Origin of the sequence: Candidatus Methylospira mobilis (assembly GCF_009498235.1) — a bacterium.
GTDB lineage: Bacteria > Pseudomonadota > Gammaproteobacteria > Methylococcales > Methylococcaceae > Methylospira > Methylospira mobilis.
The window spans coordinates 2,360,333-2,377,385 of the sequence record NZ_CP044205.1 but is presented as its reverse complement, the minus strand read 5'-3'; the positions used below and the strand labels follow the sequence as shown (position 1 = coordinate 2,377,385).

General features: G+C 54.8%; 26 protein-coding genes. 5 read left to right on the top strand and 21 right to left on the bottom strand.

What is annotated here, in order from left to right; translation table 11 throughout:
• Positions 1-43 precede the first annotated feature (43 nt).
• From F6R98_RS10705 to F6R98_RS10695, 3 genes are all read right to left on the bottom strand, one after another.
• Positions 44-487: a hypothetical protein gene (locus F6R98_RS10705; protein ID WP_153249008.1), complete on the bottom strand. Its 444-nt coding sequence runs from the start codon at positions 485-487 to the stop codon at positions 44-46.
• Positions 484-1,041, bottom strand: a complete 558-nt coding sequence (locus F6R98_RS10700) for a Panacea domain-containing protein (RefSeq protein ID WP_153249007.1) — start codon at positions 1,039-1,041, stop codon at positions 484-486. Before F6R98_RS10700 ends, F6R98_RS10705 begins: the two co-directional genes overlap by 4 nt.
• A 113-nt stretch (positions 1,042-1,154) precedes the next feature.
• Complete coding sequence (locus tag F6R98_RS10695; RefSeq protein WP_153249006.1) at positions 1,155-3,641, bottom strand: hypothetical protein; 2,487 nt, start codon at positions 3,639-3,641, stop codon at positions 1,155-1,157.
• Positions 3,642-3,818: 177 nt separating this feature from the next.
• Between F6R98_RS10695 and F6R98_RS10690 the strand changes: the two genes are divergently transcribed.
• Positions 3,819-4,001, top strand: coding sequence for a hypothetical protein (locus F6R98_RS10690; RefSeq protein WP_153249005.1), 183 nt, complete (start codon positions 3,819-3,821; stop codon positions 3,999-4,001).
• A 167-nt stretch (positions 4,002-4,168) separates the two neighbouring features.
• Here F6R98_RS10690 and F6R98_RS10685 read toward each other — a convergent pair whose 3' ends face one another.
• The 3 genes from F6R98_RS10685 to F6R98_RS10675 are packed head-to-tail and all read right to left on the bottom strand — an operon-like array spanning position 4,169 to position 7,044.
• Positions 4,169-5,068 (bottom strand): hypothetical protein, encoded by a 900-nt coding sequence (locus tag F6R98_RS10685; protein WP_153249004.1) that lies wholly within the window; start codon positions 5,066-5,068, stop codon positions 4,169-4,171.
• Between the two features lie 5 nt (positions 5,069-5,073).
• Complete coding sequence (locus tag F6R98_RS10680; RefSeq protein ID WP_153249003.1) at positions 5,074-5,496, bottom strand: hypothetical protein; 423 nt, start codon at positions 5,494-5,496, stop codon at positions 5,074-5,076.
• A 15-nt stretch (positions 5,497-5,511) separates the two neighbouring features.
• The gene (locus F6R98_RS10675; RefSeq protein ID WP_153249002.1) at positions 5,512-7,044 is read right to left on the bottom strand and encodes a hypothetical protein; all 1,533 of its coding nucleotides are present in this window, start codon (positions 7,042-7,044) and stop codon (positions 5,512-5,514) included.
• Positions 7,045-7,338: 294 nt separating this feature from the next.
• Between F6R98_RS10675 and F6R98_RS10670 the strand changes: the two genes are divergently transcribed.
• A complete protein-coding gene (locus tag F6R98_RS10670; RefSeq protein WP_153249001.1) occupies positions 7,339-7,557 on the top strand; it encodes a hypothetical protein in 219 nt (72 codons plus the stop codon).
• Positions 7,558-7,731: 174 nt separating this feature from the next.
• Here F6R98_RS10670 and F6R98_RS22760 read toward each other — a convergent pair whose 3' ends face one another.
• Complete coding sequence (locus tag F6R98_RS22760; RefSeq protein WP_407079310.1) at positions 7,732-7,788, bottom strand: DUF4113 domain-containing protein; 57 nt, start codon at positions 7,786-7,788, stop codon at positions 7,732-7,734.
• A 284-nt stretch (positions 7,789-8,072) separates the two neighbouring features.
• Here F6R98_RS22760 and F6R98_RS10660 point away from each other — a divergent pair, with 284 nt between their 5' ends.
• On the top strand, positions 8,073-8,327 hold the full coding sequence (locus tag F6R98_RS10660) for a hypothetical protein (RefSeq protein ID WP_153249000.1): 255 nt from the start codon (positions 8,073-8,075) through the stop codon (positions 8,325-8,327).
• A gap of 63 nt (positions 8,328-8,390) precedes the next feature.
• On the opposite strand, the gene F6R98_RS10655 is transcribed toward F6R98_RS10660, so the two are convergent.
• The 9 genes from F6R98_RS10655 to F6R98_RS10615 all read right to left on the bottom strand — a co-directional run bounded on the left by F6R98_RS10655 (position 8,391) and on the right by F6R98_RS10615 (position 12,909).
• A complete protein-coding gene (locus F6R98_RS10655) occupies positions 8,391-8,891 on the bottom strand; it encodes a defense against restriction DarA-related protein (RefSeq protein WP_153248999.1) in 501 nt (166 codons plus the stop codon).
• A 10-nt stretch (positions 8,892-8,901) separates the two neighbouring features.
• Entirely contained in the window at positions 8,902-9,165 is a 264-nt protein-coding gene (locus F6R98_RS10650; protein WP_153248998.1) for a PAAR domain-containing protein, read from the bottom strand.
• Positions 9,165-9,683: a hypothetical protein gene (locus tag F6R98_RS10645; protein WP_153248758.1), complete on the bottom strand. Its 519-nt coding sequence runs from the start codon at positions 9,681-9,683 to the stop codon at positions 9,165-9,167. Before F6R98_RS10645 ends, F6R98_RS10650 begins: the two co-directional genes overlap by 1 nt.
• Complete coding sequence (locus F6R98_RS10640) at positions 9,684-10,580, bottom strand: hypothetical protein (protein WP_153248759.1); 897 nt, start codon at positions 10,578-10,580, stop codon at positions 9,684-9,686.
• Complete coding sequence (locus tag F6R98_RS10635) at positions 10,577-10,951, bottom strand: hypothetical protein (RefSeq protein WP_153248760.1); 375 nt, start codon at positions 10,949-10,951, stop codon at positions 10,577-10,579. Before F6R98_RS10635 ends, F6R98_RS10640 begins: the two co-directional genes overlap by 4 nt.
• Positions 10,952-10,959: 8 nt before the next feature.
• A complete protein-coding gene (locus tag F6R98_RS10630; RefSeq protein WP_153248761.1) occupies positions 10,960-11,463 on the bottom strand; it encodes a hypothetical protein in 504 nt (167 codons plus the stop codon).
• A gap of 78 nt (positions 11,464-11,541) precedes the next feature.
• Positions 11,542-12,096 (bottom strand): phospholipase D-like domain-containing protein, encoded by a 555-nt coding sequence (locus F6R98_RS10625; protein WP_153248997.1) that lies wholly within the window; start codon positions 12,094-12,096, stop codon positions 11,542-11,544.
• Positions 12,097-12,106: 10 nt separating this feature from the next.
• Entirely contained in the window at positions 12,107-12,367 is a 261-nt protein-coding gene (locus F6R98_RS10620; protein ID WP_153248996.1) for a hypothetical protein, read from the bottom strand.
• A gap of 11 nt (positions 12,368-12,378) precedes the next feature.
• Positions 12,379-12,909, bottom strand: a complete 531-nt coding sequence (locus F6R98_RS10615; protein ID WP_228124829.1) for a lysozyme — start codon at positions 12,907-12,909, stop codon at positions 12,379-12,381.
• Positions 12,910-13,184: 275 nt separating this feature from the next.
• Here F6R98_RS10615 and F6R98_RS10610 point away from each other — a divergent pair, with 275 nt between their 5' ends.
• Together F6R98_RS10610 and F6R98_RS10605 are read left to right on the top strand one after the other, a co-directional pair.
• Positions 13,185-13,541: a helix-turn-helix domain-containing protein gene (locus F6R98_RS10610; protein WP_153248995.1), complete on the top strand. Its 357-nt coding sequence runs from the start codon at positions 13,185-13,187 to the stop codon at positions 13,539-13,541.
• 87 nt (positions 13,542-13,628) lie between these two features.
• Positions 13,629-14,312 (top strand): hypothetical protein, encoded by a 684-nt coding sequence (locus F6R98_RS10605; protein WP_153248994.1) that lies wholly within the window; start codon positions 13,629-13,631, stop codon positions 14,310-14,312.
• Positions 14,313-14,341: 29 nt separating this feature from the next.
• Here F6R98_RS10605 and F6R98_RS22755 read toward each other — a convergent pair whose 3' ends face one another.
• From F6R98_RS22755 to F6R98_RS10580, 5 genes are all read right to left on the bottom strand, one after another.
• A complete protein-coding gene (locus F6R98_RS22755; RefSeq protein WP_153248993.1) occupies positions 14,342-14,533 on the bottom strand; it encodes a type II toxin-antitoxin system HicA family toxin in 192 nt (63 codons plus the stop codon).
• Positions 14,530-14,802 carry a DUF1902 domain-containing protein gene (locus F6R98_RS10595; RefSeq protein ID WP_153248992.1) on the bottom strand — a complete coding sequence of 91 codons (273 nt, stop codon included), beginning with the start codon at positions 14,800-14,802 and terminating at the stop codon, positions 14,530-14,532. Before F6R98_RS10595 ends, F6R98_RS22755 begins: the two co-directional genes overlap by 4 nt.
• A gap of 75 nt (positions 14,803-14,877) precedes the next feature.
• The gene (locus F6R98_RS10590; protein ID WP_153248991.1) at positions 14,878-15,315 is read right to left on the bottom strand and encodes a hypothetical protein; all 438 of its coding nucleotides are present in this window, start codon (positions 15,313-15,315) and stop codon (positions 14,878-14,880) included.
• A gap of 177 nt (positions 15,316-15,492) precedes the next feature.
• Entirely contained in the window at positions 15,493-16,278 is a 786-nt protein-coding gene (locus F6R98_RS10585) for a hypothetical protein (RefSeq protein ID WP_153248990.1), read from the bottom strand.
• A gap of 16 nt (positions 16,279-16,294) precedes the next feature.
• On the bottom strand, positions 16,295-17,053 hold the full coding sequence (locus tag F6R98_RS10580) for a hypothetical protein (RefSeq protein WP_153248989.1): 759 nt from the start codon (positions 17,051-17,053) through the stop codon (positions 16,295-16,297).

Genomic DNA, 17,053 nt, shown 5'->3' with positions numbered 1-17,053 from the left:
TCCAGCCGCAGGGACGCGGCTATTAAAAAATGAAAACTACGGATTACGAGATAATACGAGTGCTTGTTACAGCGCGCTTGTTAAGTACCTCGAAAAAATCTCTGATATTTCGCGGCGTATGAATCGATACCGTTAAGCCTGTGCAAATTCTGTCGAAAACCGGTTGGCTCATGGGCTCTTGGGGTATAAGCTTGCCATCGTTGACGCCACGGAGTATTGCGTTGGTATTTTCAATTCGTGCTCGGGCATACACCACAAAGCTATCGTGCTTTATAAATGGATGGTCTCCCGGTCTGAGAACGCAAGCGTTGTCGTAAGGTATTTCCGGTTTTATGCTGGATACCGACACCAGTAAAACACTGCTTTCAGGGGTGTCGCCGGTTGGGTGATTCGCCAGGATAACAAAAAGATGCTTGCGATTTATGTCGTGAACGGGACCAGAAGGCACGAGGATCGTTGCTTTTTTGAGCGGCAGAAACAGCTTCATAGAGCCGCAAAAATACCTTCTATTTCGATTTCATCTCGTATGCGCGAATCGAGATTACTGGCCGCTTCACTGCTAAACCCGAGGGCAACGGCAACACTTTTGTAAGTTATAGGGTTAGATGACCCGTGCGGGTCCACCCACTCCTTACAATTATCGTGCGTCCAGTCGCGAATCTCCCATTTCCCCATGGAGCCAAACGTGTCCCATATTGAAGACAGTATCTCGATATTGGCCTCAGATAGCTCATCAAGGTCATCATTTTCGAATGCCTTCCGCAGTGACAGCTCGTTATTCTCTTTATCTGAAATCCATTCTTCCCACCCGCCCGGGCATGACTCAACATCGCCATCCATGTGATTTAGCGTCATGGATAGCACAGGACCATGTGGCATGGAAACAAAGTGATCACCGGTAATAGGGAAGCCGCTACGCAGGATAGACTCCCGGTCAGCAAGGTACAGCATCTTCATGAGCTTAAGGTGCGGCATCTTTCGGTCTGGCGATTTTGCTAGGAAATACGCCGCCATTTGCGCCGCTTTTCGTTCGCTGAACATTGTGTCCACCTGAGTTTTTTGTTGTTATCGTCTTGTAGTATAGAATAATCGATTCCCACGTTGAGTGTATCAAAAATTGATGGGCGCAACTATCGGGGCACAGCTATACACGGTTAATACCTGCCATACCCGCCCGTGACGATGTGCGCAATACGCCGATCACTCAGGTCTTGCCCGACCTCGGCGGGCGGGGCCACTACCGTGATGTTCCTGTTCTCGCCGAAGCCCGTCAGCGGTATTTGAATTTCCGGCGATGGATTGGGGGTAGGGATAGGTGGCATGGCCGGAGCGGATGGCATTCGCGCCGACACATTGACGACGGGCAGGGAGGGCTTATTGTTGATGAAAGGCATCTGCTGGGGCGCTGGTGCTGCCCGATACACGTCAGCCATGGTAGGAACGTCGGATGTGTTGGCCGCTGCATCTGCTGATTTTTTTGCATCCGTCGATTGTTGCGGCGTATTGGTAGGTGGCGTCTTGGGATCAGCTTGATACACGTCAGCCATGGTAGGAACGTCGGATGTGTTGGCCGCTGCATCTGCTGATTTTTTTGCATCCGTCGATTGTTGCGGCGTATTGGTAGGTGGCGTCTTGGGATCAGCTTGATACACGTCAGCCATGGTAGGAACGTCGGATGTGTTGGCCGCTGCATCTGCTGATTTTTTTGCATCCGTCGATTGTTGCGGCGTATTGGTAGGTGGCGTCTTGGGATCAGCTTGATACACGTCGGCCATGGTTGGTACGTCGGATGCATTGGCTTTTGCGTCCGCTGCTTTTTTTTGTGCGGCCGCAGCTTGGCTGGCTTTTGCTGATTCAACCTTTCCAGCAAGCTCGCGCATGGCTGCGGCTCCTTCATTGGCGTATGTCTTGGCGGATGTGCCATTTGCATCTACCGAGTTTTTTCCATCAAGGAACAGCTTGTTTGCCCCGCCAGCGCCTTTAAGGTGGGCTGCTTTGGCGTAAGCTGCGATCATTTCGGGACTGGAGTTTTTTGATATGGCTCCAGCATCAATCCCCCTAGCAATATTTTTATTTGTAAATGATATAAACGCTTTGTCTTGGAGCTGTTTGTCGGCCAAGAACGCTTCTTGTCCACCCGCTATTGTCCAGTTTGAATTATCGGCTAGAAACCGTTTATGACCGCCGCCTTTCCACCACTCAGCAGAAGACATGCTGTTTCTGGCCGCGTGCATCTTTTTTTCATCAATCAACCCTTCTTCGGCCAAGGCCTCGGCTCCAAATTGATATTGCCCAGAGAAACCAAACTGATTCACCGCTCTTTGGTCACCACCGCTTTCACTTTTCATGGTGTTGGCGGCAAACGCCCTGGTCTGGGAATCTGAAAGTCCGGTTATGGTATCTCCTCCAGCATCCATCTTTAAGGCGGCATCGACATCATTAAACCGCAGTTGACTAACTTTTTTCCTGCCTTCGTAGGCTGCATCCTTACCCCAATCCACGGTTCTGTCCATGAACTCTTTGGTGCCTTCAACCGCATTGACAACACCCTCCGTAATATCTGCGGTAATTTTCTTTACATCAATGCCGAATTTGTCCTTGAGCAAATTGCTGAAGGAGTCAAAGGTTTTTCCCGCTTGCTCGGTGATGCCGTCCCAAGCGTTTTTAACACTACCGAAAACCTCCTTGATACGCTCGACAGCGCCGCCGAAGTTCTCTTTGAACCAGGTTGAAACGCCATCGGTTACCGTTGTCCATACGCCTTTAAGGTTTTCAACTGAACTTGTCCATGTAGATGTGATTTGGTCGCCTATCGCGGACCAACTGAAGGTAGACAACCAACCGCCGATCATGCCGCCCACTTGGTCGCCAATCATGCTGCCGACTACAGCTCCAAGCGGGCCGCCGATCATGCCTATAGCACCGCCGATCATGCCGCCAACAGCAGACCCGCCAGCCTTGAAGTTATCCTCCCGCTTTTGTTCCGGGGTCTTCTCAGGATCGTTTTCGTTGGCGTAGATATCGGACGCCGCCATGCCAAGACCCGCCAGCGCGCCGATGATCGGAATGCGTTTAAGCAAGCCTTTACCCAGCGACTTGACGCCAAACTTGCTCGCTGACTTGGCAACGGAGGGCGCGCCCTTGGTGGACTTAGCCGCAGTTCCGGCTGATGCGTCCACTGCATCGCTTGTGCTGACGCCGATAGCCCTTTTAAGCCTTTCTACGCCGGGAATTTTATTGATGACATTGCCCGCAACTTTTGCCGCGCCGCGCGCCATGCCGCCAGCGGCTCTCAGGGCTCCACCGGCAACAGCGGTTCCGGCCCCGCCCAGTAAACGGCCAGCCAGGCCTATGCCGGGTATTTTGCTCAGCAGTCCGCCGATCAGTCTAAACAAACCGCCGCCGTTGCCGCCGCCTTCCGCAATCGGCTTGTCTTCTATCGCCTTCAGGCTTTTCTTTGCGGCTTTGTTGAATGCCGAGTCTTCGCTGCGAAGTCCCTGCAGCGCGCCAAAGATTTTCCTGAACCAGCCTTCCTTGGACTTATCCTTGCCTTCGCCGATGCCGGTTATGCTCTTGAATCCGCGCCCTAGCGGTTCGGCGACTTCGCCGAGAGCCTTCAGGGTGGGATCAACATCGCCCATGCCCTGGACGCTGTTCCGCGCGGTATCGGTGACGCGTTCGGCCAGCTTGGCGAGTAGCGCGCGGTCTTTTGGGGTTTCCTTTGGCTCGCGAGGATTACTTCCGCCGTCGCCATTGTTTTGCGCGGCAAACCGACCGCTTTTATCGCGCCGTGGTTTTGTGGATACCGACGGTTGCAGTTGCGGCCACACATCATATTTTTTATTGGGCTTCGCGTCGGCGGGCTGGTTGATGACGACAGAAACGCCTTTCGTATCGCTTCGACCTTTCGGCTCGGCGGCGGGCTGTTTCCGAATAAAGCGGCCATCGTCACCCCGCGCGCGCGGTTCCGCTATATGCGTCAGGTTGCTTTGCTGTCGTGACAGCTTGTTTGCCGCCGCTTCGGTTGCCGAAGGTTTTACCCCGGTGAAGGCCGCGCGTATCGCGCTCACATCCGCCCGAATGCGTTCAAGCAGCGCTATTTCCTTGCCAAGATCAATTTTGTCGCCAATCAGAAAGCCAGCTGCGTCGTGGTTTAGTTTGCTCATAGTTAGGGCGCCATGAATGTATCGAGCTGAGAAAATGACATTTGAATCTCCTGCAGGGCGTCTTCCCTACGCGATAGACTGAATTCTATGTTGGCGGGCCGGTAAAGCCCAGTGTCGGTATACGCCCCGGATGCAGGCTTGATGAACGCATGGGTAATCACGATCTTAATGGCGTACTGCTCCGGCAGCCCCACGGTTCCGTCCAGCGCAACAGCGGCCATGCAGTGCGCCTGAAACCAGTTTTTCAGCGTCCCCGCCTGATCGTCCATCGTGGTAATGCGCAGCTCGACCGGTTCGCCCGATTGCACGCTGTCCAGCACCGACGATCCCACCCGGCGTTTTTCCCCGGTGATGGTGAACGGCGCGTATTCGATGTCGGTAACGAACAGGTTGAAGTTGGAAATACTGCCCTTGAGCCTGCTGGACACGTCAATCAGGAACAGGTTTTTCTTGGCGAACCGGGTTGACTGCGCTTCCTGGTAAATTTGCCGGGCTTCGGCCATGCTGATGCCGCCGAATAGCGGGTTGGGGTTGCCGTCAAAACCCCGAATGCTGATAGCCCCAGGTGCTTGGCTGTTCACGGACGATAGTCCGTTTACGGCTGAATAGGTGGTGACGCCCATCGCATCCAGCACATTGCCTGAATTGGTCCCGCCGCCCAGCAATCCGCCGTAACCGCTTGCCCCCATTGTCGCATCCATGCGCTTCACCACTGCCGGCGTGTATTTGTTCGCCAACTGCGCCACCGCGGTAGATGCCATGCCGCGCGCTTGCGCGGCCATCGCAGCAGTGGCGGGATTCATGCCGGTAAATGCGTTAATCTGCGCGTTAAGACTCGATAGCGCGCCGCCGATGCCGGTACTCTGGGCCAGCGACGATGCAATTTCGTTAAAAAGGCTCATGATCGTTACAGCGTTTTATCCAGGAGTTTCGTCATCAACTCGGGAATCGTTACTTCGTCGAACACCTGAATAAAAGTGGCTGGAAGATCAATTTTGCGGCCCGCCTGCGGCTTGATGGATGCCGTGTAAAATACATGCCAGTCCTGACTTGACGCACGACCCAGCACGAATAGTTTAACGCTGGCATTTCGGATGTTTGCAGTTACCGAAAATCCGTCTTCTTCGGTTTTAACGAAGGCATCAATGCCCGTCACCCTGGCTTCACGACAAAACTCGTTCGCACCGTTGCGCAATACGAACAGCGCATGATCCCGTTGCTCGTTAAACACCTTGCGGCGTTCTGATTCCCGTATTGCGGCCTCATCCTGGGCGGATGCAAGTTCTTCAATGCCGGTTACTACTCGGACAATATCTGCTTTCCAATTCATAAATACCTCGTGGATCTATTCCTGATTGTTTGGCGGTTCATTTGCATTGGGCGCTTTGACGATCGCCGAATACTGTTTTGCCAGATCTTCATCGACCAGCAGCGTTTTCGACAGAAATGCCTCCATCATTTCCTGATCCGCGCCCATGTCCTTAAACCCCTGCATCGTCTGCACCAGCATCATGCCGGCGTTCATCGCGTCGCTACGCGTCTTTTGCTGTTCAGCCGCCAGCGCCGATATGGAACCGTAAAAATTGATGGTCCACGGGCGCTCATGCTCGCCAAACACCATGCCGTAACGTTTCAGCGTGTGGATGTCGATGATGCCGTTGTAGAGTTCAGCCAGGGCGTTGCGCATGGTGCGCGCGTTTTCAGCCGCCTGCGCGGACACGCGGAAAAAGCCGCCTTCGCCCAGCCCGCCAGACAACTGGTCGGCAAAGCCCAGCATGGCGAGATCGGTTCCCAGCGCCCCGGCCATCATCTTGGCGTGCAGCAATACGTCGTCGACGCTGATGCTGGCCGTGCGGTTTGTGCCACCGCCATTGGCCGGCGCCAGACTGGTCATCTGTTTTTCGTTGAAGACCGGGATAATGTGCCGGATGCGCTCCATGATCGGCATGCCATCGCGCACCGCCCGTTCCGCGCGCTCCTTGGAGGCTTGCAACATTGATTTCAGCGACGAAACAAAGCGCTCTTGCTGGGCGCGCGTCATGGACTCCAGGTTCGGCATCAGGATTTGCTCGTCGATGGAATCAATCCAGCGCTGACCAACCAGCCCGAGTAGTGAGGCGATGAGGTTGTCGTATGAGGGCTCTGCGTTGTAGAGCATGGAGCCGCCGACCATAGACGGCATGACCGGCAGATTGTCCACATCGTCCTCGGTCAACGCCAGCCGGAGGGACTTTTCAACCACGCCGTACTGCGGCACCCATTGAGTGCGCGGCATTTTCAGGCGCGCCAGTTGCGATATATCCAGGCGCTCGAAGTTGCGCTCCCCGACATAGACCGCAAACCCGACTGTCCTACTGGCGCGCTCGAACGGCTGGACGAGGGGAGGGCGCACCATTTCATCGGTATAAATATCGACGACGCCGCTCGAGTTCGTGTAGATGCGTGCGTAGGCATCGCCGAAGGCCGCTCCGGTGTACGCCATGGTAAAGGCGATGCGGTTCAGCAGCGGGGTTAGATCCTTAGAAATTTCCTCGACGATTTTCCCCTTGCGCTGGTCCGCGCCGATTTTCGGGTTTTTCTCGATGAATACGGTGTTGCCGCTGGTCTCATGCCCGCCTAGCGCGGATGTCACCTGAAGCTTGAGCGCCGAAGATACCAGCGGGTCTCCCTCCATCTCGCTCCACTTCTGGTAGATGACCTGACGCGTTCTGGCTTGACGCTTGCCGGAAGTAAGCAGGGATGCAACCGTCGTTGCACCTGCGCCATACATCCAGGTATCGGCCTGTGTGATTTCCTTTGCCGGAGACAAAAACGACGCGGCAAAGCGGCGCGCCGACATGCCGAAGCTCATCAGCTTGGTTTTAAGGTTTTCGGCCATGTGCGCGCATTTGTTTGGTCATGCGCTATTTTGTCAATTGAGTGGCTGGAGGCTTTCCTGTGTTTTCCGGTTTGTTGGGAGGTGGAATCGTCCGTCACCCGACAGACGCAAGTGGTTAAGCCAGTCGTTGTTGGGGAGTGAAAGACGCGCTGTAAGCAGCGCCGTGCCTGAGTAGCCACGATAGCCACGAGATATTTTGGCTCATTTTATCCAATCAAAAATACTGGTTTTATATAGTAAAATCACTACATAATTTACTTTGGGTGTCTAGGCCGCATAGCAATAGGTAAAAATATGAAAATCGATGAAAATGACCTGTATCTGACAACGAAAAAAATACGGCCGATAGGCGATTTCAAATATGCCGCGAAAGTCCAGGCTTTGTATGTGATGCAGGGTGGTGAGAGACAGAGAATATCGCATGAGTTTGGCGAGGTATTTGGGCAAACAGATTCAGAGGCAAGAGCAAAGATGACCGCTTTTGTAAAAGAATGGGCAACGTCGCAACAGTAAAAACACCCAACCTAACATTCTAAAGGTACAGGCCAGAAGCGGCTTGTCACTCAATTGGATACATTCCGCCGGTTTGGCTTAACCACCGCAATATAGCGCGAACATAAGACAATTTGGTACGGACTGTCTATTCTGCGCTGAGCGAACGGCTGGCCGGGTATGCCGCGCCGCCCGCTACCCCCGCACGATAGGCAGCTCGCTCCAGCGCGTAGTATACGCTGGCGATTTCAGCCGGTTGCACCACGGTAAGCGTATGATTAGTTCTTAGTCAAAGATTACTCTCAAACCTTACAGCGCGGTTGCACTTTAACGCATTGCCGCTATCATACAATCCATGAACAGCTATCAACCAAAACGGCGTGGAAAGTACACGTTTTATGAATTCTTCGCGGGTGGCGGCATGGCGCGGGCCGGCCTGGGGCCGGAGTGGACATGTCTTTTCGCCAACGACTTCGATTATAAAAAAAGCCGTAGCTATGAGCTGAATTGGGGCGCGGGCGCGCTTAAAACCGCCGATGTCAAAACCCTCGCGGCGACCGACATGCCCAGCGCGGCTGATTTGGCGTGGGCACGACTGCAAACGCGGCGCGCGCGCTCCCAAGGAAAACGCCGACTATTGGGCCAATAAAATCTCACGAAACCGGGCGCGCGACGCCGGAGCGCTGGACGCGCTGAAGACGATGGGCTGGGAGGCGCTGGTGATCTGGGAGTGCCAGCTTAAAAACCGCGACGCGCTGGATGCGCAAATCAGGGCGTTTCTTGGGATTTAGGTTAGGTTTATCAGTGCGGGCGGGTAAGCGCCGATGAGTTTACCTGTCGAATTTGCCGCAAGTCTATTCGCCCGCCGCTTGTGTGTTCGATCCGGTCACGATGGCAATTTCCTCCACGACCGCCTGAATCGCGGATTTCAACCCATCGCGCTTTTGCGTGAGTACCTCCAGCATCCTCGGAGCCGCCGTCTTGATGCCGGGCGGAATAGCCACCTGCGCCTTGGCCAACTTTTGCTGAAACTTCATGCGTCCGGCGTTGAGCTTCTGCACGATTTCGGCGATGGCCGCAACCTGGTCGCTTTGGTTCTTGATCGGCGTAACCGCGCCGTTGATGAGTACCTGGAATACGTCGCCCGTCGCGTTGATGCGCATTACCACAGTTTGAGAATCATCGAAGGTGAAAGTCATTTCCCGGTAGTTGATACCTGACGTCCGCTTGATTTTGCCGTCAACGTCCTGCTGCGCGACATTGGCGCCGGCGCGCGAGAAATACTTCATCGCGGCCTTTGCCGCCTTGTCCTTTACCGATAAGTCCGCGAATGAAAATAAGTGTTGGATGCTCATCTGTTTTTCCCTATGCTGCTGAAACTGTATCCGAACCGGATGCCACATGCCCGCAGCTAGCCTCATCTCCGGCGCGGCATACCGGCAGTCCGCCCGCGCGGACTTTGGAAGATCCTTGAACCATAACCGGCGCCGCATGCTGATACTGTCCGTGCGGCGCAACCGTCGCCCCGACAACCGCGATCGGCGCGCCGTTTACTCGCACCTTTGGTGCCAGCGCCCCGGTAATCACACCGCCGGCGCTGTCCACGTTTACGCGTGCTATACCGGCCATTACCCTAAGTCCACTGTTTCGCCGTTGATTTTCATCGCGCCGCCCGCCGTTAACGACATATCGCCCCGCGCCTCCCAGGATATTGACCCCTGCGCGCTGCCCTTGATATCACCCTTGGCCTGCACCGACACATCCTTTTCGCAGATCACCGTTACATTGCCCCCCGCCTTGATGATCGTATCCTTGTCGCTTTCAAGAGCAATATTGAGGTGATGCCAGCGCCGCGTCTCCTTGTCGTTGCCGACGCGCGGGTTACGGTAGCCGGTGATTAACGGATAGCGCGAATCGCCGCCGATGAAATCAACCCATACGGTATCGCCGGAAAGTATCTCGACCTCGGTTGCAATCTTACCATCGGATTGTGCCGATCTATCGCCCAGCGAATATTCTATTTCAGCCTCCAGCGGCGTATCGCCGCCATCGCTGATGCCGGGTATCTTTACCATACAGGTACGGGTATCCGGGTCGTAACTGTGCACGACTGCCGGTTGCCGGCCAATGAGCGCTCCTTTTTCCACTTACCCCTCCAGACTCGATAACCACAATTTGCTGTATTGATTGCTGCCGCTGCCATCCGTGCCGGACTGATACACATGGGCGGCGGTCACGACCGCCAGCGGCGCGCCGCCCACAACGTCGATTAAATCGCCCGCTGCAATCGCCGGGGTGAAACCTACCTGGGCAATTTTTCTTTTGACCAAGCAGCGCGTCATATTGCGCAGTTGCTGGATATTTTTTCCCGGCACGAAACGCGCCGTCCGAGCCTTGTCCCTATTGCCGAAAATAATTTGACCCGCATCGTCGACAGAATAAAAACAGGGTATCTCGGGGCGCTCGGAAAACCCGCTGCCAACATCTTCCGCAGACTCGCTTCTGATGGACATGACCGTCTTTTGGGTAAACAGGTCCGCCAGCCGGAAATACCGGAGCTTACCGCTCTTCCAGCGCACAATTCCGCCCGCTTCCTGTAGGGCCAGCGCGATGGGGAAGGTAGGCGGTTGGCCTATTGGGCATACGAAGCGTGGCACCGGAAAGTCGGCGTCAACTGCCTTTATCGTCGCGCCGCAGGCCCGGTAGATTTGCGATAGCGTGGCGCGTTCCTTGATGATCGCCGTCGAACGGACAAACGAAACCGCGTGGCAGCAATCCAGCACGCCGATCAGCTTGACCGCGCCCATGTCGTGACCGCCCTGGTAATAGCCGCCAGCCGAATAGGGGTCGTTTATGATGCGGTAGGCGTCGCCGTCCTTGCCCGCATAAAATCTTTTCCCCTCCGCCAACTGCCTGCGCATGTCCGCGTCTACTCTAATCTCGGCTTCGACGGTGGATGGTATCGGCGTGGCGTCCGAGCGTAGTATGACCGACTTGATCAGGTCTCCGCGCACAGGCTTGCCGTTTTCCAGCGTGACATTCATACCGTGATGACCGTATAGCAGAACGCCTGCCCAGGAAGATTCTGCTCGGCCAGGGCGATATCCCCGGAGATTTCCGACGACATTCGTCCAAAAGTCTCCAGCCCCATCGCCCTTGACGCTTCCTGATGGATGGCGCACTCGCGCTCGACGTACAGAAGGAACAGCGGACGAATTACCGCCCACTCCGAATCGCTCAGATCGGTATCGGCGGTAATTTCAGCGCCGGTGTTCCCACATTCCAGCACCCCATACCCTGCATACATGCGCGTCGCGGCCAGCGCTTGCCTCAGCACCGTTTCCGGGTCGATAACAATGCCGATAGGGCGCTCATCTTTGGAAAATCTAGCCGACAGCGCGGAAATAGAAGCCATGACGCGTGTTAACGGTAATCTGTCGAATTACCGGCCATGTCGTCGCCGAAATAGTGGAAGAACAGCGTTCCGGAAAAGGTCAGCACCTGCGAACGGTTCTCCCAGTCACGATCCGGGGCGTCCAGCTGAATAAAACAATCGCGAATCGACTTCGCCTTGATGTACTTCATGGGCGTGCCTTCGTAGATCTTCGCGTCGAAAACACCCTGGTTTTTGGTAATCAGACCAACCAGCAACTGATTGACGGAACCGGCGCGCGTTTCCATGATCGAGATTGGGCCTTGTCCGGCAAACTTCACCTGTTGCGGCTGATAGGCCATGCCCCCGAGAACGGTCGGAACCTCGATCTCGCCCTGTGGCGTCAGTTCCGGCCACGGCGCTTGCTTCACCAGCAAATAAGTCCCCTCAAAACCGGCGATCTCGAACGCGAAATCGCTGGATATGGCCTTCAATCCGATCGCCTTGGTTAGATCGAAGAAACCCTTCATGTAACTGGATAATGAAATCGCCATAACAAAAGCCCTTATGCATGCTGCGTAAGGGCTTAGTTTTGAACAATGGTAGCGTGGTTTTTGCTTGGTTTTCCGGTTTTATATGGGGCGGACTCCGCCGCACAGCAGCGCCTTGCGGTTCACATCTTCCCACTGTGCTTTGTACTTCGCGGCGAGGCTGGGCGAGCCTCGAATATAGATCGCGTTTTCGGCGTTGGCCTTGTCGGCGGACTCGGAGTAATTGAAGCTGCCGGTTTCCACGGATGTCATGTCCACCACGAGAAACTTGTGATGCATGATCTTATGCCGGTGGTCGATTGCGCAACCGATGCCCGATCTCACAAGCTCGGCTTGCACGGCGCCATGCGCCTGGGTTTTATCCAGCACAACCGCGATCTTGACGCCGCGCTTTTGCGCTCCCAGCAAAGCCCCGACAATATCGTCCTGGGTAAACTGGTACGCGGCCATGTAGATCGATACCTGCGCGTCGGCGATGGCCTGCAACACAATGTCCTTGGCCGACGGTTCGCCGCGCGAGAAGCCTACGAGCACTGGCGGCACGGCGTCATCCGCCGATGCGGACTTCACCCCCATGGCCATGCCAAACAGCATAAAGGACAATACCACAATCGATATCGTTTTGTATTTATTCATCTTTACTGCCTCACTCAGCGTTTATGGCAGAATCAATGCCGTAACCGGTTAAAAACACGGCGTAGGCCGTTACGGGCGTAAGCTCGGGGCTGCTCGATAAAAACCCGAATAGCGCGCCCGAAAATGTAATGGCGGTTGCCGCCGTCGCGCGCCGGTTGTATTTCAGGTAATAGTCGAGCAGCGATGCCGTGGTTTGTTCGCGCAGCCAGCGTTTACACCAGTGCGCAATGAGGCCGGAGGCCCCAATCAACGTGAAAAATAGAATGCTCATGATGTACCCGCTTAGGAAGAAGTTCCATCCAGGAACAGAAGACGCTCGGAATCCCGTCTTTTCACAAGCCCGTTAAGTACCTTGCCACCGGATTTATTCCAGCGCGGAAACTGGTCGGCAGCGCCAATGTAGTTTCCGGCATTCAGCAACTTGAGCAGCGTTGAATCACCCAACCCACCCTTGCCGTAGCCCACGTTGTACGCAAAGCTGACCAATGCGCCGAATTGGTCGTCACTGACATCAACCTTGATCAGCGTGGCAATGTGATCGGAGAACTCGGCCAAGTCTTCGTCCAGGACAGCATTGGCCTGATCTTCGTCGCTGATGCTGTGCAACCGGTAGGCCTTTGCCTTGTTTTCAGCACCCTTGAGAAATTTACCGGTAGCCGGATCACGCATCGCGTGACCCCAGCCCTCAGTCCAGATGCCAATCGGGTCCATTTTGGGCTGTAGCCCGACATGACTCAGATCGCCGTCATGCAGGGACTCGAATTTTTTAATGATAGCGACGGCAGCGTCGCATACCTGTCTGTGTTTGGTCATATGCCCACCTGATGTAGTTATCAGGGGGTAGTTTTGAGTGTGGGGTAGGGCGGTTTTTGCGCTGTTTTCCGGTTTTGAATGGTATGCGTGCAATATCGGGCTACCTTAGTTTTTGATAGTTGGGGGAGCGTATAAGGTTCACGATTGACAGGAAGAACCGCATGTTAAAAAATTTTAACCAAAACGGTTGAAATTGTTGTGCGGATAGGTATAATCGCGTCTCAGGATCATGATTGATCCGTAATGTGTAACAAACTAAAGGGGAGATTGAAAAAATGAGGCTTACTGACTTTGGAAGAGCTGTCAGAAAGGCCAGACTGGATGCCCATGAAACCTTGTCCACCATGGCTGAAAGTCTCGAAGTATCACCGGCCTTTCTTAGTGCCATGGAAACCGGAAGAAAAAAAATTCCCGAAGAGTGGGTAAAAAAAACCACCCAGTTTTTTGAAGAGCGCGGCGTTATGGTTAAAGATTTAGGGGTTTACGCGGATATGGCAAACAAAAGCGTGTCGCTGGAAGGATGCGACCCGCAGCAGCAGATGTTAATCGCCGGTTTTGCCAGATCGAGTTTTGACGCGGAAACTCTTGCTAAACTTGCGGATTTGTTGGGAGCGAAGAAAGAAGAGGATTAATGGAGAGTTATCAACTTCGAGGTTATTTAGTTCAACCGATTAGCATTGTAAATGTCAGAAAAGAAGCAATAAGACTGAGGGGGAAATTTGATCTGCCTGACGCCAGACCAGCAGGACGTCATCAAGGCGCTGGTCAAATCCCGCGTCGCCGAACTTCCGCAAGACAAACACGCCAAGGCCGCCATCAAGTGCTGGTCGTCGATCAAGTCCAAGTTCGGATGCAGTTACAAAGAGGTTCCCGCCGAGTCGTTTACCGATGTTTGCTCGCTGGTTGCGCGGCTGCCGCTGGAAGGTGAGTTTATTCCCGCTCAGGAAGCAACCCCGGACGCATCCCTCAAACAATCCCTATTCGAGCATTACTGCAATGCCAGCCCGCAAGACCAAATGGCGATTGAGTTGATACTGCTGCCAAACGAAACCCTATGGGCGCATTGCAGGGATATCGAGTTGGGATCAATCAGGCGCGTGCAGTATGCCGCTGCGCGCATACTCCAGACAATAGGGGAGCGGTTACTGGGTAGGGTTCTCCCTTCGGCTGCCGGACGTAATCACTACCTGCTGACCATCGAAAACGGCCAGAGCAACATCCAGCCGCTAACGCGCGAGCTGGTGGACGAATACCTGTCCACCTTGGGCCTGACCTCGATATCCGAAGGCATCGCCACCATGCCCGCGCTGATGGCGACGTTTTTGCGCACCATGAACCTGTCGCCTCAGTACCGAGAAAAGGCGCGGCGCTTCTGCGTGGAGGAGTTGAGCAAGGCTTGGTGAACCGGGTAATCCAGCCGCAGGGACGCGGCTCAAAATCTGAACTTGATACCCGCAGCCTGTAAGATGCTGTTTGCTGTATGACGGGATTTGCAGGCGTGGTTTACCGTAACATTCACGCCATTTGGACATTGCCAGATTTCGTGCGATCCTTTTCCAGAGCGTATCAGTTTGCAACCGGCTTGGAGCAGCAGCGCTTTAACCTGCTTCTCGTAGCCATTCATGCATGGGAAAGATGCTGGGTAAACGTCAGGTCTGTTGCGGGTTTTGAGCGTAGATTGGGCCGGTTAAGCGACAGCAGCTCGGGAACCAAATCTGTAATCTCGCGCTTGAGTTCCTCAAAGTCGCTGGATTCTACGACCAGCCCCTTTACATCCGGACTTGTCGCAACATAAACATGCGCTTCATCGTCATAAAAAACAATAATTTTAACCAGCAGCGGGATGCCGAGTGATGCAAGAAATGTGGACAGAGGCCAGCCGAGGCGGTACATGGTGGTTACTCCAGAATGACTGAGGCGGCTATGTTACGGCTAATTATTCTGCTGCACTCTGCAATTACTGTCAATCTATGGAGCGGTTTTAAAATCCCACTCCTTATTAGGATCGCCGTGGTCGATGATCTGGTTGAACTTGCCCAGCGTGTCCGGTTGATGCTGGCAGCTTCCTTTCGCGCAACTGCGGTATCCGTCCACCGCGATCTGTTTTGTGCGGTTGCGCTGGCCGTTTAGCGTCGCTACTTTATGTTCCAGCGCCTCAATGCGCCGGTCAAGCGCATGCTTTTCCTGCCGATGCGCTTCCTTGATTTTGAGAATATCCTCGCCCATGCGCGTTATCTCCGCGCGCAGATTGGTAAAAAGCGCCGCCTCGGCTTCGTCCTTGCGCTTCTCTGTGATCTCGGTCGAGTACTGCCGGAACATGCGGCGCACCGACCAGAATAAAAAACCGGTTACGGTGATGCCGCCCGCGCCGCCGGCCAGCATTGTTTCGACATTGTTCATTTCCATTATCGTTACCGTTTACTCATCACCTTCGCCAGTATGCCCACCGACTTGACCACGTCATTCAGCCGGTTAACGACCGCCACCTGTATTTTCATCTCGGCGTCGCGATTTTTCCTATAGTCGGTAAATGCCTTGGACTCAAAGAAGTGGGATGCCTGGTTGCTCGTGAGCCGCAACGCCTCATGCAGCGGTGTCGAAGAGAATAGACTGACGCTGATCGCCAGATTCGTCAGGTTTTCCGCCCATTCCGCGCGCGAACGTTGAGAGGCAGGAATATAGGCGAAATCGGGCGGGCGGTAACAGGCCGCCCTCCTTCGGCAGTACCACGATGCCGCCGTCGTCGCCGAACTCGATGCGCATCAGGTGATGCAGCGTCGCCTTGCCCTCCATGAATATCGCGCTCAACGCGATGAAGTCACTTTCCGGGAACGCCGCCATGATCCGCATGCGCTCCAGCAGCCATTCATCGGTAAACTCATCGTTGATTTCCTCCGAGTCGCGCACCAGTTGCGCGGCCATGGCGCCCAACAGCCAATGCGCTCTTGCAGAAAGACCCGGTATTTCCCCTTCCAGGCGTTCGATGACCTCGGCGGACCAGCCGGTCAGATGCCGGATGGACCAGTTATCGCCGGACAGCTCACCGGCCGGCAGCGGTTTTCCATCGCCGGTGATATCGACTTCGCCATCCAGGTAATCGGAATAATGCGCCGCAGCGCCGACTGAAAAATCAGGGCCGTCATCGGCTACCGCGGCAATATAGTGGCAAACCGCCAATAGGCGCTCCTGAACCGTCCATAAGGCGGGATCGATGCCGTTGGCGCTGTCCGTGGCGCGCCGCAGGAACTGCGTTATGTTGGATTGCTCGTGCGCGATAGGCATTCCGGCCAGCGCGATGCTATCCATAATGGACAGCTCCTTGAGCTGTACCGTGAGGCGTTTTGTTCTGAGTGGCGGTATGTAAATCATGTGTTTCTCACATAAATTAACGGGTTTTTTTCCGGTCGTTTCGATCCCACGCGGTCAGCGTGCACAGCGTCATGGGTACGGATAGCTCGACATAATTGCCGCTTGATGAAATGGGCGAGCTTATGGGGTAGCCGATTGACTCGATTACCAGCGGCGCATAGGTCCGCCCCTTATACGTCACGCCGATCATGGTCGGTGCGTGCGAGGGCAGTAACGCATCCAGCGCGCTTTGTTCCCCGCTTGCCGCCTTCAGGCTACCGACGATAGCGCCGTCTTTCGATAGCTCTTGCGGAAGCGCCCAATCCCAAAGCTGATCAACTGGAGCCTCAACTTCCGAAATAGCATCCCGCCATGCCCGAAATAGCGCGGTGACCGATATTTTTACCGGCGGCATGCCGGTAAAAACCTGTGTGGAATTCAGCTTGGTGATGCCGGTTCTGCCGTCGAATTGCTTAAGAAAGGCGTTGGATTTCTGTTGCGCTCCCGACACATCGATGCCGGTTGCATTGGCAGCTTTTCCAAGCATTACATCCATAATGGGCTGCAAGGCTCCGGATTGCAGCATGGCCAGTAGAGCCGGAGCCTTTGACTCAGGCCCGGCCTGCTCGAACGGGCTTTGCCAGTTAAGCGTAGCCTCCAGATTCGAATCCGTCAGCGGCGCTTTTACCTCCGCGCCGGAGCCCATACGCGCGCCGCTTCGATCAACCTCAAAAAAACTGGCGATCAGGTGCGGCGATAATTCGCCCCACAGCGATGACAGCGCGCCAAGGACCAT

What these genes read in the sequence shown, in the direction of transcription:
- F6R98_RS10705 (WP_153249008.1), bottom strand. Translation starts at nt 487, where the DNA reads ATGAAGCTGTTTCTGCCGCTCAAAAAAGCAACGATCCTCGTGCCTTCT.
- F6R98_RS10700 (WP_153249007.1), bottom strand. Translation starts at nt 1,041, where the DNA reads ATGTTCAGCGAACGAAAAGCGGCGCAAATGGCGGCGTATTTCCTAGCA.
- F6R98_RS10695 (WP_153249006.1), bottom strand. Translation starts at nt 3,641, where the DNA reads ATGGGCGATGTTGATCCCACCCTGAAGGCTCTCGGCGAAGTCGCCGAA.
- F6R98_RS10685 (WP_153249004.1), bottom strand. Translation starts at nt 5,068, where the DNA reads ATGAGCCTTTTTAACGAAATTGCATCGTCGCTGGCCCAGAGTACCGGC.
- F6R98_RS10680 (WP_153249003.1), bottom strand. Translation starts at nt 5,496, where the DNA reads ATGAATTGGAAAGCAGATATTGTCCGAGTAGTAACCGGCATTGAAGAA.
- F6R98_RS10675 (WP_153249002.1), bottom strand. Translation starts at nt 7,044, where the DNA reads ATGGCCGAAAACCTTAAAACCAAGCTGATGAGCTTCGGCATGTCGGCG.
- F6R98_RS10670 (WP_153249001.1), top strand. Translation starts at nt 7,339, where the DNA reads ATGAAAATCGATGAAAATGACCTGTATCTGACAACGAAAAAAATACGG.
- F6R98_RS10660 (WP_153249000.1), top strand. Translation starts at nt 8,073, where the DNA reads ATGTCAAAACCCTCGCGGCGACCGACATGCCCAGCGCGGCTGATTTGG.
- F6R98_RS10655 (WP_153248999.1), bottom strand. Translation starts at nt 8,891, where the DNA reads ATGAGCATCCAACACTTATTTTCATTCGCGGACTTATCGGTAAAGGAC.
- F6R98_RS10650 (WP_153248998.1), bottom strand. Translation starts at nt 9,165, where the DNA reads ATGGCCGGTATAGCACGCGTAAACGTGGACAGCGCCGGCGGTGTGATT.
- F6R98_RS10640 (WP_153248759.1), bottom strand. Translation starts at nt 10,580, where the DNA reads ATGAATGTCACGCTGGAAAACGGCAAGCCTGTGCGCGGAGACCTGATC.
- F6R98_RS10635 (WP_153248760.1), bottom strand. Translation starts at nt 10,951, where the DNA reads ATGGCTTCTATTTCCGCGCTGTCGGCTAGATTTTCCAAAGATGAGCGC.
- F6R98_RS10630 (WP_153248761.1), bottom strand. Translation starts at nt 11,463, where the DNA reads ATGGCGATTTCATTATCCAGTTACATGAAGGGTTTCTTCGATCTAACC.
- F6R98_RS10625 (WP_153248997.1), bottom strand. Translation starts at nt 12,096, where the DNA reads ATGAATAAATACAAAACGATATCGATTGTGGTATTGTCCTTTATGCTG.
- F6R98_RS10620 (WP_153248996.1), bottom strand. Translation starts at nt 12,367, where the DNA reads ATGAGCATTCTATTTTTCACGTTGATTGGGGCCTCCGGCCTCATTGCG.
- F6R98_RS10615 (WP_228124829.1), bottom strand. Translation starts at nt 12,909, where the DNA reads ATGACCAAACACAGACAGGTATGCGACGCTGCCGTCGCTATCATTAAA.
- F6R98_RS10610 (WP_153248995.1), top strand. Translation starts at nt 13,185, where the DNA reads ATGAGGCTTACTGACTTTGGAAGAGCTGTCAGAAAGGCCAGACTGGAT.
- F6R98_RS22755 (WP_153248993.1), bottom strand. Translation starts at nt 14,533, where the DNA reads ATGAATGGCTACGAGAAGCAGGTTAAAGCGCTGCTGCTCCAAGCCGGT.
- F6R98_RS10595 (WP_153248992.1), bottom strand. Translation starts at nt 14,802, where the DNA reads ATGTACCGCCTCGGCTGGCCTCTGTCCACATTTCTTGCATCACTCGGC.
- F6R98_RS10590 (WP_153248991.1), bottom strand. Translation starts at nt 15,315, where the DNA reads ATGGAAATGAACAATGTCGAAACAATGCTGGCCGGCGGCGCGGGCGGC.
- F6R98_RS10585 (WP_153248990.1), bottom strand. Translation starts at nt 16,278, where the DNA reads ATGATTTACATACCGCCACTCAGAACAAAACGCCTCACGGTACAGCTC.
- F6R98_RS10580 (WP_153248989.1), bottom strand. Translation starts at nt 17,053, where the DNA reads ATGGTCCTTGGCGCGCTGTCATCGCTGTGGGGCGAATTATCGCCGCAC.